This is a genomic window from Methanosarcina barkeri 3, from assembly GCF_000970305.1.
Classification (GTDB): domain Archaea; phylum Halobacteriota; class Methanosarcinia; order Methanosarcinales; family Methanosarcinaceae; genus Methanosarcina; species Methanosarcina barkeri_A.
This window is the reverse complement of record NZ_CP009517.1, coordinates 1,591,482-1,611,118: the sequence shown is the minus strand read 5'-3', so window position 1 is coordinate 1,611,118 and position 19,637 is coordinate 1,591,482. Positions and strand designations below refer to the sequence as shown.

The 19,637-nt window shown below is 38.7% G+C and carries 9 protein-coding genes; 7 read left to right on the top strand and 2 right to left on the bottom strand.

Annotation, left to right across the window (positions count from 1 at the left end; genetic code table 11):
• Positions 1-337: 337 nt before the first annotated feature.
• On the top strand, positions 338-2,005 hold the full coding sequence (locus MSBR3_RS06425; protein ID WP_080942230.1) for a DUF3344 domain-containing protein: 1,668 nt from the start codon (positions 338-340) through the stop codon (positions 2,003-2,005).
• Positions 2,006-2,153: 148 nt separating this feature from the next.
• Positions 2,154-3,353 (top strand): COG1361 family protein, encoded by a 1,200-nt coding sequence (locus tag MSBR3_RS06420; RefSeq protein WP_052723311.1) that lies wholly within the window; start codon positions 2,154-2,156, stop codon positions 3,351-3,353.
• Positions 3,354-3,902: 549 nt separating this feature from the next.
• On the opposite strand, the gene MSBR3_RS06415 is transcribed toward MSBR3_RS06420, so the two are convergent.
• Together MSBR3_RS06415 and MSBR3_RS06410 are read right to left on the bottom strand one after the other, a co-directional pair.
• Positions 3,903-4,787 carry a COG1470 family protein gene (locus MSBR3_RS06415; protein ID WP_052723310.1) on the bottom strand — a complete coding sequence of 295 codons (885 nt, stop codon included), beginning with the start codon at positions 4,785-4,787 and terminating at the stop codon, positions 3,903-3,905.
• A 95-nt stretch (positions 4,788-4,882) separates the two neighbouring features.
• On the bottom strand, positions 4,883-6,055 hold the full coding sequence (locus MSBR3_RS06410; RefSeq protein ID WP_048107193.1) for a DUF2117 family protein: 1,173 nt from the start codon (positions 6,053-6,055) through the stop codon (positions 4,883-4,885).
• A gap of 452 nt (positions 6,056-6,507) precedes the next feature.
• Between MSBR3_RS06410 and MSBR3_RS06405 the strand changes: the two genes are divergently transcribed.
• The 5 genes from MSBR3_RS06405 to MSBR3_RS20950 all read left to right on the top strand — a co-directional run bounded on the left by MSBR3_RS06405 (position 6,508) and on the right by MSBR3_RS20950 (position 18,882).
• The gene (locus MSBR3_RS06405) at positions 6,508-7,671 is read left to right on the top strand and encodes an ABC transporter permease (RefSeq protein ID WP_230627896.1); all 1,164 of its coding nucleotides are present in this window, start codon (positions 6,508-6,510) and stop codon (positions 7,669-7,671) included.
• A 33-nt stretch (positions 7,672-7,704) separates the two neighbouring features.
• A complete protein-coding gene (locus MSBR3_RS06400) occupies positions 7,705-8,634 on the top strand; it encodes a DUF3344 domain-containing protein (protein WP_048107191.1) in 930 nt (309 codons plus the stop codon).
• Positions 8,635-8,948: 314 nt separating this feature from the next.
• Positions 8,949-10,040: a hypothetical protein gene (locus MSBR3_RS06395; protein ID WP_048107190.1), complete on the top strand. Its 1,092-nt coding sequence runs from the start codon at positions 8,949-8,951 to the stop codon at positions 10,038-10,040.
• A gap of 1,672 nt (positions 10,041-11,712) precedes the next feature.
• Positions 11,713-12,723 (top strand): DUF3344 domain-containing protein, encoded by a 1,011-nt coding sequence (locus tag MSBR3_RS06390; RefSeq protein WP_048107189.1) that lies wholly within the window; start codon positions 11,713-11,715, stop codon positions 12,721-12,723.
• 678 nt (positions 12,724-13,401) lie between these two features.
• Positions 13,402-18,882, top strand: a complete 5,481-nt coding sequence (locus tag MSBR3_RS20950; protein ID WP_052723309.1) for a PKD domain-containing protein — start codon at positions 13,402-13,404, stop codon at positions 18,880-18,882.
• The last annotated feature ends 755 nt before the right edge of the window (positions 18,883-19,637 follow it).

The following is a 19,637-nucleotide window of genomic DNA, read 5'->3' as shown; positions in this document are numbered from 1 at the left end:
TTTTATCTAAGAGCTTTTTATATAATTATATGGATTCACATTCTTGAATGTTATGTTTTTACATGTTTTTTCCTGATCTTAAACTCTGATATGCAACTTTGTTAATATAATTATTCTTAAATAGACACTAAAAATCATAATTTTTTGAAATAAAATAACATTAATTAGAAAAATTAATATATGAATAATATAAATTATGAAAAAATCTACTATTTGTCAGAACTAATTCGTAATTAAAAATGAAACTTTTCTATGTAGAAAGTTTAGAAGAAATAGTGGCTAAGACCTCTAGAAGTTGCCAGAAGCCAAAAACTTATTGAGAAATGAGAGGATGAACATGCTGTTAAATAGCAGGAAATTGAGTAGATTTTTACTGTATTTTGCAGGAATTTCAATTATTTTTATGTATATTTCTCCTTGCCTGGCAACTTACAATTTTGAAGGTGTCCCTGAACAGGATGAACTGATTGAAACGACATCAGGAACGATAAAAGGTGGACTTTACGTTGATGGAGGTGAAGGGCTTAAGGAAACTCCTTATGTGCAGGAATTTAATGTTCCTGGAGATTCCGTAAAATGGGCAAGGATGTATGTGGGAGTATGGGGTGGCACAGAAGATAAGAAAGGGACTCTGGATCTTACTGTCAATGGGGAAGATTTCGAAAGTGTAGACCTGGAAGGTAAAGCAGATAGCGGAGACGATGAAGGTCAGAATCCATCGATATATTGTACCGGACATGGAGTATACTGGGTAGCTTATGATGTAGGCACGAACATAAGTACCGGACCTGTAAATGTGGAAGCAAAAACTGAAGGGGGCATTGATGGCAGAGTATATGGTATAGTCCTTGCTGCTGTATATGAAGATAAAGACGGAGAAGATACAAAGTACTGGATAAAGGAAGGAAACCTGAATCTTCATGGCAAAGGATGGAGTGGAGATATGCCGTCAACGCATGATGAAGGATATGCCGACTTTTCTGGAAAGATAGATGCTGATAAATACAAAACCGCAAACCTTGTTGTAGCCTACCTATGCGGCAGCCCAGGACTTGAAGACTCATTATATTTTAACGATGAACAGCTTTCGGATGGGGATAATAAAAACGACATTGCAAATTCAAAAAGTTATTTTGACTTAAAATTTTTTGACGTACTGGACTTTCTTACCGAAGATGACAACGAAGTCAAGTTCCAGAGAGATGATGAAGATTACGTGCATCCTGTACTGGCTGCACTGACTTTGGGCACGGGAGAAGCTGGAAGCTCTTCTGACCTCATAGTCTCTGGACTTACTTTACCTGTGATCTGCGCAGGTAAAGATAATGTAATTAAGGCAAATATTAAAAATACCGGAAAAGACTCAGCAAGTAGTTTTCAGGCGGCACTTTATGCTGACGATGAAATAGTATCCACTGCTTCCGTATCTTCTCTTGCTAGTGATAAAAATAAAACCATAGAGTTTAACTGGAAACCTGCCAGTGACGGACAGAAGGCTCTAAAAGTATACGTTGACTATGCCAACAAAATAAAAGAAACATCTGAGGTAAATAACTTCAATGCTCCTGTTCTTGCTAAGATTGTTGATATGACTCCACCTGAGATTGAAATAGAATCACCGGAAGACGGAGGCTTTGTAGATGCTGGAGAAGTAACAGTAAGTGGAACGGTTGAAGATACAAGTCGGAACCTAACAGTGGATGTGAACGGAAGGAAAGCTATGCTTTCGGACGGAAGCTGGAGCGCAAAGGTACCTATGGTTTCAGGCTCCAATATAATAGCTGTTTCTGCGGTAGACAAAGCAAATAACACTGCAAAAGAGCTTATTGTTGTCAACAAAAAAACTTCTTTCCTGCGTGACTTTAATGAATCCTCCAGGTCTAAGAATCAAAGTAAAATATCCGCTAACGAGACACTTCATATTTCCTGGTATAAAGACCTGTTACAAAATAAGATCTATCTATTCTTTAAAAATTTGATTTCCAATTGGTGGCGGCGATTTTGAAAACTATAGCATACAATAGAAACCTGTACATGAATTGTTCTGTAGCGGGTTCTGAAAAAATTGGGGGCAGTTTTTCCGAATTTTGCGTAACCTCCGGGTTTCTTTTGACTGCTTTACTCATAAAATTTCGAAACCGGAGAGGACAGTCATGAACAGAAAAAGTCACTTCTATATTATTGCGGTTTTTTTGATTGCTTCTTACATGATCACAGGTATTATGCCTGCTGAGGCAAATGAAGATGATTGGAGCAGCCTGACCGTTACTCTCGGAAATGAAAATCCGATAATAAGCATAGTTTCTGTTGATGAATACACTCTTGAAGCACTGAAGTTTGATAGTTATGGCATGGTCTGGCTTCGGATATCGAAAAACGGCTTGACCCTCGGAGATACTGTCCTGGAAAATAATAGTTCAAGCTGGTGTTATATGGACAACGACAACATACGGCTTAAGGCTTGCAACGTCACTAATAGGGAAAACCTTCCGATGTTTTCTAATCTTTGCTCACCTGAAGCAGAAGTTGTTTTTGAAACAAAAAAATCTGCAGAAGAAAAACCTGCTGAAGATACCGTAAGTCTGGATCTCGATTTTGAGGCTGACAAAGATGAGTACCTGCTTGGTGACGAAGTAACTGTTGATACGGAGCTTAGAAACACAGGAAATGTTAAAGCAGACAAAATAAAATTTGATGCGGATCCTGATGGGCTTCTGGTTTATAAGGGAGTTCCTGAAAACATAACGATCGATAAAGGCTCAACAAAGTCTTTTGAACTTCAGTTGAGATTTCCAGAAAAAATAAAAGAGAGTTATAATATAACTGCGAATGTTAGTTGGGAAGATAATTCAGGTAAGCATTTCCTCTCCAAAGTTGTAGAAATTAAAGTTAGTGAACCTCTGAAAATCTATAAATACACAGGGTCCGAAGTTTTTACAGGAACTCCTGCATATGTTACGCTTTCCGTTAAAAATATTCAGGATAGGTTGGTAAACGTCTCATTAATTGACCTGTTGCCAGCAACATTTACAGTGATTAACAGTTCTGAACCGATTGCCAGTGTCCCTGGTATGAATAACTCATCATATTTGAGACAGGACTTTGTGCTGGCCCCGGAAGAAATGAAGACGTTTTCTTACTCCGTCAAATCCGAAAAACTTGGAGTACACAGAGTACCGCAAACCCATGCATATGCAGATTTATGCGGCCAATTATATAGTGAATGTTCCGACTCCGAAAACACAATCAAGGTATGTGAAAATATTTCATACAAAGAATATGAACGTAAAACTCAGGTAGAAAAAATACCTCCAGTAGAAACAAAACTGCATGTTGATCTGGTCCCTGCATAACTTTCGCGATTTTCAGAATTTTTATAACTTGAGAGTGCAAAGAGATCCATGAGTACTTCACTTCAACAGTTATTTTCATAATTTATCTGACAATTCTATTGTAGGGAAAAGTAGGGAAAAAATTGACAAAAAAGTTGGCAAAAAGAAAGTTGGATGAATTGTTATCTGACAGATCATTTCTCAATTTCATTGCTGACTCTGCTAAAGATTACTATATTTTTTCACGACCTTTGAAAGGCAAGTTTAAGTTTCTTGCAAATCTGGAAATTTCGAGTCTCTTATCCTTTTAACTTTTCTTGCAAGTTTCCAGATATATGGTTTTTACCTAAACATTCACCTTCTCATTAGCAGCTCTGCAAACACAAGAATACATTTGTAAGGGGTACATCAAATCCAGGTAAAACACTGAACTTTTCTTCATAACTTCTAATTTTGACCAAAGCAGAAGGATCTTTTTCAACTGATCTTTTTTTGATCATTCTCAACTGATCCTTTTTTAATCATTCTCAACTGATCCTTTTTTAATCATTCTCAACTGATCCTTTTTGATCATATCGCCAAGACTTTAGTAGTGCCGTCAATACTTCTGGTTGCATTTTCAAAAATCCCGGCTCCGATTACTTGCAAATTTTCAACATATTCTTTCAGTTTCTCACATAAATGGGTAATATTCTGCGTGAAATTAAACACAACATTGATATTTTTTACCAAAAATTGTTGTAAGATCTCTTTGACTTTTATTTCAGTTAAAGGATTTGTGAAATTCCTTTTTTGAGCATAATCTTTTAGTTTCTCATCTATATGAGTAACATTTTGAGTAACATTTTGCGTAAAATTAAGCCGGTCATCGATGTTTTTCTCTACAGACCGTTTCAAGGCATCTTTGACTTCTATTTTATTTAGAGGGTTTGAGGAGTTTTCTGTTCCTTTAGAATAATTACTATCAGGGGAGACTACTTCAGAAGAACTATCACCAGAAGACATTCCTTTAGAGGAGCTACTTTCAGAAGAAACTCTTTCAGAAGAACTGTCTTCTAAAGTCGAGAGCTCAACATAAACAGGGATTATAATTCCTGCCCCGACAATTCTTCCTGGTACGGTACATGGGATATTTATTTTACATTTAACGTCTGTTTCTGCGGAATCCGGAACTTTGAGCGTGACTTTAACTTCTTTAACCTCTCCTGCTTTCAGGTCAAAAGAAGATGGAGAAAAAGTAAACCAGTTTTGATAAGCACTTTCATTAACAAAAACATTATATTTTGCAGTTTCATTTCCTGTATTTATCACGTATAGTGGTTGCTCTGAGGACGTTCCAGGAGCAAGTTTAAAACTCATATTTCCTGGGCTCACGCCAACACCCATTCCGTATACTGAAGCTGCTTGCAGTGAGATTATAAGAGGGACAATTAATATCAGAATTTTTATTTTCATTTACAAACCTCATAATTTCCCAGTACAAATTTACGCATAATTCAAGTATTATTTTTTATTGTGGGTCTCATTTCATTTTTGTGCTTAGGTATGGTTCAATATTCTGTAATGGATTCAAGAGAATTCTCTGCAAGATTTATGACCTTTGATTTCAAATTATCAAGATTTTCAAAAATAGCGCTATTTTCCCCTGAAAAAATATCCTGTAGAATTAGTCTCCCTAACTCGTCATCCTGTCCGGACTTTAAGTTCAGGATCATAGAACCTGTAGAATAAGTAACTGAAACTGCAAGTTCGTCACAATCACCATCCGTAACTCCGAGGATCGGGATTCCAAACCTGGAAAATATACTTCCTGCAATTTCGGTTGTGTCGTCTCCAATGGTAATTGCAAAATCCGCTCCTTCAATCATCTCGATTGAACGTTCTGCGCAGTGGTCTATAAGGATGACCTTAACTCTATTTTCAGGAACCGTTTCCGTAAAAGAGCTTTTTGTTAAAGTAGCAGTCTTTGCTACCAATTCTTTTTCGTCTTTAAAAAAACTTTGAGCTTCGGAGTTTTTCCGTGGAGTACCGGTTTTTACCCAGGATCTGGAAAGGTCTATTGGTACTCTTTCTTCATGCTTATGAAGAATGTCAATACCCTGCTCTTTTATAATTCCTCCTTCCATTGAGGTTAGAAAACCATCTTCGGATATGAGTGCGATCTCAGAAGAAGTAGCTTTTCCAATGATGATTCCTTCAACCAGTATGTATGCTCCTGGAAAGGCTGATACTCTTCTTAAAATCCGCCTTCCATGGTTAGTTATTTCGATCGTGTTAATTGGAAGCGGCGGCTGGGAAATTTTTAAATTAAGCAGTTTGGAGAATTCTTCAACATGGAGTTCGGCAGCTTGATTCCATGGGATGAGTTCACCATCGGGACAACCTGGTCTTTCGATCTGTATAAGAGGCTTTTTTTCAGGATTTTCTACATGTGAGACTACGATCCTTCCGAAAGTTCGTCCTGTCTTTAGCTCTCTACCATGGTTCAGAAGGAATACAAGGTCATTTGATCTAAATAGAGTCTCAATACAGGCACTTGGACTCAGAAACCGGTTAATCTCAATCAAGTCATCCAGGCCGGCATCAATAACTGCAACTTTTCCCATTGTGCCGCATAGGCAGGCGTCGACGAGATTTTCCCTGGAGAGCAGTGTAAGAATATTTTTAATAACCTGAGGGGAATCCATAAGCTGGACATTATGAACCACAATTCCAATCTTCATAAATACAAGTCATATATTCAAACTAATTATACTCATCGAAATATTTCTTACTATTAGTTTTACATTTTTTCATAATATTTCGTTAATATTAACTTTTAAATTATTAAAATAAGCTTGAAAATACCTTATGGTGAAGCCTGCACTTAGGATTTGTACTACCTAATGATCTCCTTTTTTGGCTATTTAGAGGTAAATGACATTTTAAATTTCAGATTACTCCTTAATAAGTAGTTGTGAAAAATCAAAAAAGATATATATTCATAATTTATGTTAATTAATCTAAAATAAGTATTATTTAATCATGTAGTCCATAATATTTTTCTTTAATTAATTTTACGTTACTGTAATTTCGATATTTTGATATGGCTACGGTTTGGTCTTTATCCCTGCCCCATTACAGTAATGAAAATGGAAACAAGGACTGTTGAGCAATGTTTAAAGAAGAATTTTCAATGGCAATAAGGCAGCTGCGTCTTAAAAAACTCCGAAGCCTGCTGATCCTCCTTGGAATCGCAATTGGAGTAGCATCTGTAGTAGCCGTCGTCTCTTTCGGAGAAGGTCTCCGTATCAATGCGGTAGAAGAGATCCAGAAGTCCCGGGATCTGACCCTGATTGATGTTTCTCCAGGTTTAAAGGATGATGGACTCACTCTTATAAGTGAGTCAAAAGTGGAAGAACTAAAAGAATATGGAAAGCTTGTTTGTCCCTATGTAAAGGATGCCTATGTTAGCCCTTCGGGGAGCTATTTTGATCTATTTGGTGTTCAGGAAGATTACAGCACTGCAAATGAGCTTGAGCTTGCCGGAGGGGGCTGGTTCGAGAGTGGACAGAACCAGATTGTGTTTGGAAGTGATCTGTGGGGAAAACTGGAAAAATTGGACGGAGCCAAAATAGGGACACCGATAACAGCCAAGCTTCGCCTTTATGGAAGTGACGGAAGACCAGTCGATAAGGAAGTAAGTTTTACTCCAGTGGGGTATCTAAAGCCAACCGGAAACGAAATCGACAATGAAGCTTTTATGAGGCTTGAATCTGCAAAAGAACTCAGCCAAAAGGATTATTATGACGGGGCTCTGGTTAAAGTGGAAAGTTCCTCTCTTGTTAGCGATACAAGAAGACAGATAGAAAAACTCGGACTTACTACTTCAAGTGCCCAGGACGAAATTGATTCCGTTAACCGGATAATGAATGGGGTGACTCTTGTCCTTGTCTTTTTTTCAAGTATTACCCTGCTTGTAGGTGGACTAATGGTGATCAACACTATGGTCGTCTCGGTCTACGAACGAACCAGGGAGATAGGGATCTCAAAAGCTCTTGGAGCTTCGGAATCTGACATTCTGCGAATGTTTTTAGCCGAATGTCTGTTTATCGGAGCGCTTGGAGGAATTTTTGGAGATCTTTTTGGTATTCTTCTCTCAACGCTCATAGATAGAGTGGGGAGGCCACTGTTGATATCACGGCTCGGAATAGAAAATATTGGCCATCTGACTGCCTTAAACCCCGAGATTCTTGTAGCCGGTTTTGTAATTTCCTTATTTGTGTCCGTGCTTTCAGGGATTTATCCTGCCTGGAGGGCCGCAAAAATGGACCCTATCAAGGCTCTGAGGCATCTTTGAATGGATACTTAACTTGTTCTGGAGGTGATTTGTTTGGACACTGGGAAGAAAATCTTCATAATAGGGCTGCTTGGAACTGTACTTTTACTTCTTTTTTTCTTCTCTGGAAATAGAGGTTGGCAGGGAGACGGTATTCCTCCGTATACGATTGCAGAAGGAGTTGTCAGAGGAGAAGTCTATGTTGACGGAGGACACGGCTATACTGGAGAAAACCCTTATCTCCAGTATTTTAAACTGCCCTCCGGGGACATCAAATACGCCAGACTTTACGTACCTGTATGGAATTCTAAAAGTGGGAACAGTATCCGTGTAACGGTCAACGGAAAGGATCTGACAATAATGCAAGAGCCGGATTATGTTTCGGCCTGGGGAGTCGGGCTCTATTGTATAGAAACTAACAATTCTCTCCATTCCGGAATGAATGAGGTTTCGATCTCGCCTGAAATTCCGGGAGGTGGACCTTATGGCACTACCCTGGTAGCTGTTTGTGAGAACAGGTCCATGTCTCCGGTCAAGTTCTGGATCAACGAGGGTAACTATGCTCTTGCGTATACAAATAATAAAGATAATGTAACGAGTACCTTTGAAGGCACGTCCCCTGGAAAAAATTCAAGCCTCTATACAATGGTTGTAGCAGGTACTGAAGGAGAAAAAGATGAACTGTATTTCGATTCTATGAATATCGGAAGCGATATTTTCAGGTCTGCTCAGGGAAAGTACTTTGACCTTTTTTCAACTTCAGTCTCACCGCAGAGTACGGAAAGTTCTCTTTGCTTTGAGAGGGGAGATGAAGGCTATTTGCATCCCTGTGTTGCAGTCCTTGTTTCCGAATCGGGATCAAATGACGAGTACCTAAAATTGCATGAGCAAAAAAATGCGGAAGGTGAACAGGTACCTCTTCCAGTAATAATTGTCTGTCTTCTGGCTTGCCTTGCTATTGCCATAAGGTTTAGGAAGAGATAAGGTTGTACGTAAGAGGTCTTCTAACATTGATTCAAAAAAGAAAAAAATATTCTTTGATTGAAAAGTATGCAATTCCTCTTACTGTATAGTCTTACTGTATAGAATAGATAACTGGACTTAATCCGATGAAGATTAATTCTGACGAAAATTAATTCTGATGAAGTTAATTCTGATGAAGTTGATTTTGATGAAAATTTATCCTTATGAAAATTATCCTTATGAAAATTAATCCTTATGAAAATTAATCCTTATGAAAATTAATCCCGAAGAAAATTAGTTCTGAAAAAATCAATCCTGATGAAATGAGGTAATATATGAAATACGGACTGATTCTCGTAGCAGTGCTTGCACTGATCCTGTCTGTTTATTTTGCTCCCGGAGTTATTATATCAGGAGCAGTTTCCAGCTCATCGACATCCCTACTTGGGTGTAGTCTGGAGGTCCCAATGGACAAGAATCAAGCTTCCAATGTCCTTGTAGCAGGACAAACATGGGAGAGGGCCAGAGTAAATATTCAGAATCTCGGAAGTGAACCCTTACATAATGTAACCGTACTAATTGAAGTTCCGCAAGATCTGGAAATCAAAGCCTCTTCTCAACTATATCCCATAACAAAGGAAGGACAGAACCTCAAGGCTGAAATAGGAGATCTGTCTCCAGGACAAAGCGCAGGTCTCCTTCTGGACGTAAAACCACCTGCCTCTATTAAGTTTAAAAAAGAGGTCCCTTTAAAAATTCATATGGTCTACCCTGGTGGTGAGCAGCAAAGTGAACAAACTATAAGTATTGTACCACCACCTTCCTGGCTGACTTATTTTACTATTCTGGCAAGTCTCCTGCTCTTTGCTGGCATTCTGGTGGCTGTAAAACATTTTGGAGTTCTCGAACTCTTTTCAACTGTTGACCTTATAACAATAGCACTTCTTGCAGCCATTATTGCCGTAGTTTTTAGGTACATAAGTAAACTCATCAATCTGGGCTGGTTTGACGGGCTGGTTATTGCAATTCCCACAGTCATCCTGATGGTGGTAGCCCTGCAGCTAGTCAGGAAGCCCGGAACTGCAACTTTACTTTTTGCCTGTGTCCTGCTAATAAGTGTTGTTGTTTGGGGTTCCCAGATAATGTGGCTGGGCTTTTACCTGGCCGAGGGAGTTGTAGTTGACCTCCTGGTCTTCTTATTCGGGATGGACTACGCAGACAGGCGACTGACAGCTGCGGTCTACGGCATATCAAGAGGTATGGTTTCAACCCTTGTGTTCTACATGCTCTATGCCCCGGTTGAGTGGAAAATCTCATATGCACCCTGGTATATAGGGGTTCAACTTGCACTTGCATGTGCAGGAGGGTTAATAGGAGGGCTGCTTGGTTACGATACAGCTGTAAAAATGAGCGGAGCAAGGCTTTAAAAAATGCAGATTTTGTAAATCACAAAGCAAGTAAACAGTAAAGCAAGTAAACAGTAAAGCAAGTAAACAGTAAAGCAAGTAAACAGTAAAGCAAGTAAACAGTAAAGCAAGTAAACAGTAAAGCAAGTAAGTAGTAAGCAAGTAAATAGTAAGCAAATAAATAGTAAATTTTACTTTTATGTGTATTTCAATCCGTAAGCCCTTCTATCGTTCTAGAAAAGCCTTAAAAAAGTTTAATTGGGAAAAGGACCAGAAATTTTTTTGGCCCGACCCTTCACCCTAATATTCCGCACATATGTATCTTAGAGTTTGGCTTCTTACTACCGTTTTTGTGAGATGAGTTTTCGAACCGGTACAATATTGGGAAACGGTTTTATTTTGTGGACTTGCGGAATACACGCTACACCTAAAACTCTTCACCTGGCCATGCTTACAGGTGAAGAATCGTCAGGAGTTGTATGTTTACTTAACTAATTTAGGAGGCGTTTCTGTTTTTTGTGTCCTTTGAATAGACACATATATGTATGACAATCTTATATTTAACATTTTCCTTCATTATAATAACATCAGGTGTTATTATAATAAAAAATTATGTTATTTATAAAGGGGTAAATGCCAGAATAGTGCCCAGGCAAAAATCATAACGATTCTTACATTTGAATTGCGTGCTCATCTTCTATATAATACTTCTCATCTCTTTTATAAAATTTGATATATTCTTATTAAAATTAATATTGTCAATAATCTGTGGATTCAATATGAGGAGACCGTAAAATATTTTCATAGATTTATATTTGGAACTCACAGGTTTATAATCGGACATCATACCTTTGTATAAAACCTGATACTTTTGAACTTAATCGAAAACAGTCACCATAGTGACTAATCTATAGCAAGATTAGATCTAAAAATTTCATTACATATTACATTTGTTCTTATTATACACATCAAGTAGGACTAATTTGAATACAAGTAACACAAATGGAAAAGATTTAAATAAATGATGTCACTAAAAAATATACTGCCGGAAAAAAGTTGATAGGCAAGAAAGAGTAAACAGCTCAGAAAAGTGAAACTTACTGACTTGCTGCTTGCTGACCTATTGATTTGCCTTAAGACCCCTCTAAACCAAAAATATGCCACTTCACATTCGAAGAAACCAAAGATGTGGAGATATTCCGGCTATCAATCACCTGGATAAGGTGATTCGGATTATATGGATAAGAAGAATCTGAACAAAGATGAAAGAATACACGTTCAGATTCTTCATGGTCCATTTTTAATGCTCTGTGCACAGTTACTGCACAGTATCGCTCGACGAATTTGCCAAAAAGCGTCGAGGATGACCTGAAATGAATAGAAGAGAATCTATTCTCGGGTTTCCTACTGTATTATCCATACTATATAAATTTACTGGATAATGTCGCTCGGTGTCTCCCCAAAAACCTTGAGGATGCCCGAAATAAGTAGGGATCTTACGAAAGTGGAACAGAGTTGATAGGTCATAAAAAGTTCTGATGCCTAATTTCGGAAAATCAATAAGCCAACTCAGATTAGGGAAGCAGAATCTGTAACTGAAAAAATATTCGGTTATTAATCAGCTGGAGTAGGTTGATTGAAATCAAGGTAAGTCAAAAAACCTGGGTCTAGTTACCCGAACGGAGATAAAATAATGAATAATGAAACAATTTCTACAAAGAAAGGTGGCACAAAGCCACTTGTACACCTTCTGCCTATGATGGCACTGCTGGTGTTTGGGATGATCGCACTCGTGGGTGTGGTATCTGCAGATAGTGTCTATAACGGAGCACCGCCTGTAACTAATTTGAGTGGTGTAGTAAACGGAGGTGTCGACGTTAAGATGAATGCCCAAGACACGTGGAGTCTTACGGCTCCTAGTCGAGCAGAACAGCAGAGTTGGGGAAACATGACTCTCGATGTTACTCCAAACAGCGTTGATATGAGGCTTGCTCGACTATATGTAGTGGTGTATGGTGGGAATATGAGTGCAAACTATACCGGAAACATGAGTGTTGACCTGTACAGGGATAATACCTATATCTCAACTCTTGTAACCGGTCAGGAATTAAATCTCCTTTACGACAACGCTAGTGTCGATTATAATAAACCTGCTTACAACACGTCAGTTATCTTCCCCTTAGTCAATTTATCCCGTGTTACTAGTGATTACATTGCGGTTTTTGACATCAAGGATAACATTTCTAGCATGAACAGTGATAATCTCAACGTAAGAGTCACTACCTATAATGAAACAGGGATCTTTGATGCTAGAGTTAAGACTGTCCAATTAGTCTATGCATATAACGATACTGATGAATCAACTGGTGAAACTACTTATTGGATCAATGAAGGTCATGATCCAATGACAAAATATGTATCATCCAACGCCTACAATATGACATGGTTCAATGATACTGGTATTGAACCCGGTGATGAATATAGCGCAACATTGTGGATAGATTATTTAGCCGGTACTGATGGAATATATAAATGGAATGGTACTCCGTTTACTCCCACAAATCAGAACCAATGGAAGTATGCAGGACTTAACCGTCTTATGTGGTCAGGAACTCCGGGAATGATTGATGATAATTATTTGGAGTATGCCCGCGGTAGTAATAGCTGGTATAAGATGAACTTTGCAGTTTTAGCCATAGAATAAGATAAAAAATAGTTAATATAAAGGAAATTTGAACGAGGAGGATAAATATTCCTTCTCATTCAAAATTTTTTGTATACAAAGATGTCAAAGGCTCAAAAGGAACTTGCAGACATAAATGTTTTGCTTAATTTTTACAGTAATTTTAATATAAACGGTTTTTTGACTCAGTACCAAAAATCTAGTGATGAATGTAATTCAAAATCATTAGATTTTATAATTGGTCACAATCCTTGTGATACTTAAGAATTGAAGCCTTAGATGTCGAATATTTATTTTGATGATAACTTGGATTCTTCTTGCTAATTCAGATTTTCAATCAAAAAGTGCGAAAATCACTAGGTTTTGGAACGGAGTCATTTTTGGATAAGAAATAAAGACTTCTTTTTAATATTTTGTTATTTATTTGGCAAAATAATTTCCATAAAGAACGCGTTAATATTATTAATTCATGACTTTGTAACACTAGATTATATAAAAATATATTATATTCTTATTTTTTAGCAATATTTAAATACTTTTTTACAATTAAGTTCTTTAAAAAGCTTAATTTTTTGTTAAACTCAGACGATTCTTAAACTACTTAAAAATGTAATGATCTGATAAATTTTCAAATATGCAACTGGAATGCAAATCAGAAACTTTGGATAGCAACCTTAGAATGTGGAGTTGAATAAAAAGATGAAAAAAATATTTCTTATTCTCTGTATCGCTGCACTGATGTGCATAACTTCGCTGGCAGCTCCAGTATCAGCAGCAACAGTCAGAGTTGCTGCTGATGGAACGGGTGATTATACCTCACTTTCGGCTGCTCTTAACGCAGCCTCACCAGGTGACACCATTTATCTCCAAAAAGGAGAATATAGCGAGTCAGCTTCGATTACAATTAGCAAAAACAATATCACTATCAAAGGTGAAAGAGCTGACAAAGTAACACTGAGCATGCCTGAACTAAATCTATACGTTACAGGATCTGGATGTCACATAGAAGGTCTGAAATTTCTAAGTGATATTATTGTCATACAAATTCAATCTTCAAACTGCATTGTTAGGAATAATATATTTGAGAAACCTAGATTTGGTATAGAACTACAATCATCGTACAATCTGATATCTGATAATATATTTATCAGCCCTTCAAATAATGGCGGTATCAGTATTGTAAAAGACGCTACTTTTAATGATATTCGTGACAATGTGATTATAGGAGCAACAGGCTACTCCGGTTCGTTAATTTCTGGTTCATCAAACCTCTTTGAAAACAATACCTTTTGTGGTAGTTTAGGATTCGGATTGGCAATCACAAAATCTGGAACAAACAATACAATTACAAAAAACTCATTTGTAGATAATATCAATGCAGGAATTATGTTGTCTAAGTCAGGCAGTAACAATAAAATATACCTTAACACATTTAGTGGTAATGGCTCTACAGTCACAAAATCTGGCACTACGTCCATTGTTTCTTGGGTTTCTCCAAGTTCCGTAGACTACATTTACAATGGCACAAAGCAATCAGGCATTTTAGGCAACTACTGGGGAAGCAGTTACTCTGGCACTGATGACGACAGTAACGGTATCGGTGACACATATTATACAGTTCCGGACACTCTTGGGAACGATACCGCTCCACTCATGGGGACCTGGCAGGATGGTAATGTTGTCAGTCAGGATTCCGTAAAACCGATTGCCGGATTCACAGCAAGCTCTTTTGACGGTCAGGCACCCTTTGCTGTCACTTTCACTGGCTGGTCTTCGGGATCTGGAAAGGTTACTTCCTATTTGTGGGATTTCGGTGACGGTACTACAAGTACTGATCAAAAACCATCCCATACGTACACGAAAGGAGGCAACTACACAGTCAAACTAACAGTTACCGGTCCTGGTGGATCAAACAGTATGGAAAGGACTGATTTCATCAGTGTGGCCGGAGCAGATGCCGATCTTCTGGTCAGTTCTCTTAGTTCTCTGTACCCTCATATCCAGAATACAGTTACTGCTACGATTAAGAACCAGGGCTCAATGGATGCAGGTTCATTCAAAGTGCAGTTCACGCTGGACGGCAACACTACTAATTTTGATGTAGCTGGGTTGGCTGCAGGAAATACTACCACTCTCAATGTCACCGATCCTGTGAGTCGAAAGTATGGCGACAGTATCCCGGTCACGATAACTCTTGACACTGAGAATACAGTGGCTGAGAGCGATGAAACGAATAATCAGTACACTATGCCAGCAAATGTAACAACGAACGGCAACTACTACACCGGTGGAAGATTTTATACCGGAAATGACCTGGAAACAGGTACCTACCAGGAAGGAAATATTGCAGTAAAATATTCGCAGGGTGATTCCGGTTACAAATCTGGTGGTGGTTGGTATACAACAACCGTACACTGGACAGGTACCGATCTACCCATCCCTGCGAATGCGACTGTAAAAGAAGCAAGACTCTACCAGTCATATACCTGGAATTATCCCGGCAATCCTGGCTTCAGCTTGCAATTCAATGGAAATACTGTCAAACAGACCGCTTTCTACGGAGATGGAACCGATAACTTCAACGGACAGGCCATTTTTAATGTAACTCCCTACTTCAACAAAAACAGCAATACGGCAATTATAAATGCATCCAATGTGGGAACTATAGGAGGCCTTTACGGAGCAGTCCTTGTAGTGATCTATGAAGATGCCAGTGAACCATATCGGATGATCTGGATGGATGAAGGCTGCGATACCCTTTATGGCGGAACAGATGATTACTATATCGCATATGCTATGTTCAATAACGTTACAACTGAGAACCTGGCTTCTGCTCAAGTGACAAATGTACTGCCTTCAGGTGGAGACAATGATCTAAGCACCATTATCTTTAACGGTCAGACCTTCCCAATCAAAGGAAATGGTGGTGGAGATCCAGGGTACAAATGGTACGATGTCACCAGCTCCTTGCAAAACGGCACCAACGAACTGGGAATCCGAGACGATGGAGGATACCTGAATCTTGCTTTCGCTATCCTTGAAGTCACCAAAAATACTGCTTCTGAAGCCAACTTCACGGCAAACGTTACGAGTGGAAACGCTCCATTAAACGTTAAATTCACCGACACCTCAACCGGTACCCCAACCAACTGGACCTGGGACTTCGGCGACGAAAGTAACTCAACTGAACAGAATCCAACCTACATTTACAAATCAGAAGGAAACTATACCGTAAAACTGACGGTATCTAATTCTCTTGGAAGCGATTCCGAGGAGAAAACCGGATACATAACCGTTGGTTCAGCAGTTCTTGCTCCTGAAACAAACTTCGGTTCAAATTTGACAAGCGGTAACGCACCTCTCTCAGTCCAGTTTAAGGACGAATCAACAAACAGTCCTACCGGTTGGGAATGGAATTTCGGCGACGGCAAAACCTCTACCGAACAGAACCCATCTCACACCTATGAAACCGTAGGCACATACACAGTAAATCTGACTGCCACGAACTATGGTGGAAGCAACACTACAACAAAAACCGACTACATAACCATAACTTCTGACACCTCAGCACCGGTTGCGAGTTTCACTTCTGATGCAAATTCAGGTCAGGCACCTTTTACAGTCAAGTTCACAGACACCTCAACAGGTAAAGTGAGCAGCTGGAACTGGGACTTTGGTGACGGCAGCACTTCTACCGATCAGAATCCAACCCACACTTACGTAGCCGAAGGAAGTTACACTGTTACTCTGACTGCTACAGGACCTGGAGGAAGTAACACAGCAACTTCTGGCAAGCCTATTACAGTTAGTGCTTCTCTCACCTCTCCAAGTTACAACGGAGGAATTCCATTGACTACCGCTCAAAACGGAACCGTTTCAGGCGGACTCTGGTGTGACTCATATCCAGGCTTTTCCACATCTGCTCAAAAAACGTTTACCTTGCCTGATTATACTAAGATTAAATGGGCAAGGCTGTATGTCACGGTTTACGACGGCCACATGGAAAATAACTATCGGGGTAACGTGAGTATTGACATAGATGCAAATGGTGACAGCAAATATGAGATCCAGAAGACTGAGAACTTTGACACCACTTATTCATTCCCAGGTACTGGTGGAATCGGTCCTGTGTGGTTAAGCGATCACATGAACCGTGTGACAAGTGACTATCTGATGTGGTACGACCTCACAGACTCGATTGAAGGTCAGAAGGTTAATGTTCAGGCTACAACCACAAAAGTTGATTCATCATTTGACGGTCGTGTCAAAGCTATGACTCTGGTTGTTGCTTATGACGATGGTGATTCTGACAAGGTCTATTACTGGGTTAACCAGGGTCATGATACTGTAAATCCGCTTGACGATACTTATACCGGTTCGACTGTTTTTGGTACTTCTACGCTTGAAAAAGACTGGAGTTCGGCAAACTTGACTGCTATTTTCCTTGCCAGTGTAGATGGAACCTATTCTTTCCAGGGAACAAAACTGGCTTCAGGTGCTAAATCAGGTTCTTACTACGGTGAAAATACCTGGGATATAAGCAGTCTCCTTACTGCCGGACAGGACAGCAAACTTGATTATAACAAGCAGGAGAGCAACTATTACAAGGTTCCACTTGCTCTCATGAGTGTTAAATATACATCAGCTTCGCCAGAATTACCAACTGCAGATTTCAAAGCGGATGTAACTAACGGTACTGCGCCTCTTACTGTTAACTTTACGGATCAATCAACTGGCAATATCTCATCTTATTCATGGGACTTTGATAATGATGGAACTGTAGACAGCACTGAGCAGAACCCTGTTCACATTTACAATGCAGCTGGTAACTATACTGTCAACCTTACAGTTTCTAACGCAGACGGAAGTGATTCTGAAGTAAAAACTGAGTACATTATTGTAAGTGAACAGCTGCCTGGAGCACCTGTGGCAAACTTCACGGCAACTCCGATTTCTGGTACTGCTCCTCTCACTGTCAACTTTACGGATCAGTCAACCGGTACTGTTTCTTCCTATGCATGGGACTTCAACAACGACGGTAATGTAGACAGCACTGAGCAGAACCCTATCTACACTTATGCTGCAGCCGGTTCTTACACTGTCAACCTCACGGTAATTGGACCTGGTGGAAGCGATTCTGAGGTAAAAATAGGTTACGTTAAAGTCACTGGTTCATCTCCAGGAAAGCCAGTAGCTTCTTTTTCAGCCTCTTCTGCTTCAGGAAAAACACCATTAACGGTTGCTTTTACTGACACAAGTACAGGCTCGCCAACTAAATGGAGATGGAGTTTTGGAGATGGGACAACTTCAACCAAGCAGAATCCAAAGCATAAGTATTCAACCGCAGGAAAGTATACGGTAACACTGACAGTTTCCAATGCTAAAGGCAGTAACACGGTAACAGAAACCGACTATATAAAAGTGATATCAAAACCTGTTTCAAACTTTACCAGCAGTGTTACGTCTGGAAAAGCGCCATTGAGCGTTAAATTTACTGACACAAGCACAGGTACAGCTTCTGGCTGGATCTGGGAGTTTGGAGACGGATCAAGGTCATTTGTTGAGAATCCGGTTCATAAGTATTCTAAAGCAGGAACATATACTGTTAATTTGACAGTAAAGAATGCTGCAGGACGTAACACGGTAACAAAAACAGAACATATAAAAGTGACAGCAAAACCTGTTTCAAACTTCACCAGCAGTGTTGCATCAGGAAAAACACCATTAAACGTTAAGTTTACTGATACAAGTACAGGAACACCTGCTGCTTGGAAATGGAGTTTTGGAGATGGAGCAAGTTCAACCCAGCAGAATCCAGTTCACAAGTATTCCAAAGCAGGAACATATACTGTTAGTTTAACAGTAAAGAATGCTGCAGGCAGCAACATGGTAACAAAAACAGATTATATAAAGGTGACAGAAAAGCCGGTTGCTGAATTCTCTGCAACTCCTACCTCAGGAAAAATGCCGTTGACGGTTGCTTTTACTGACACTAGCACAGGTTTACCAACTAAATGGAAATGGAACTTTGGAGACGGGGCAACTTCAACCCAGCAGAGTCCAAAGCATAAGTATTCAAAAATAGGGAGTTATACAGTAACATTGACAGCAACAAATGCTGCAGGCAGCAGTACGACAACAAAAACAGATTATGTAAAAGTGACAACAAATACAAAATAAAGGATATAATCTGAAAACGAATAAACCTTGGGTTGAAAAACGATGAAAAATCGAAACTAAAGAGGAGTGGGGGAATTATTTATTCGATTTGACAAAACAACTCTTTAGTCCTTGTTTTACTGGAGTTAAAAGTCAACTTCGCTTTGAATTTTTTAATAGTTTACTGCACAATTTTTGGTAGTAGGTATGAGTTATTGAAAACCATAAGCAAGAGAATCTTTCTATATTTATCTCAAATAAGGAGGGTGTACTTGCTTTTTAGGAATTGATCAATAACTCAAGTACACGACCCAATTTTTGACTTAATAAAAAATTTATGACGTATGATTTTATGAAATGTCTTCAGTTAAGTACTCCTCACTTTTTGTTGCGATACTCATTTTTCGGAATTAATTAGCTATTTTTGATTGCTATTCCTTGATTTTTTGACGAAATAAGTATATTAAAATAAATTAATTTGTATATTATTTGTTACTAGATTTAATGAAAGTAATATTTAGTTATATATTAATTAATATGTATCTTATTTTTTAATATACTTTATATAGTTGGTCTCATTAATATTCTTGAAATAGCTGGATTTTAAAAATTTAATTTTGTAAATCGACGTTTACAAAAAATAATCAAAAATTCTATATTTTTAAAAGAAGGTGGTATTAAAATTAGAAAATCTACTAAAAAATGACAATATTCAAATTCTTATTGGCAGAGCTTGCCTTTATTGTATAGTTTTTAAGAATCATATAATTGTCACA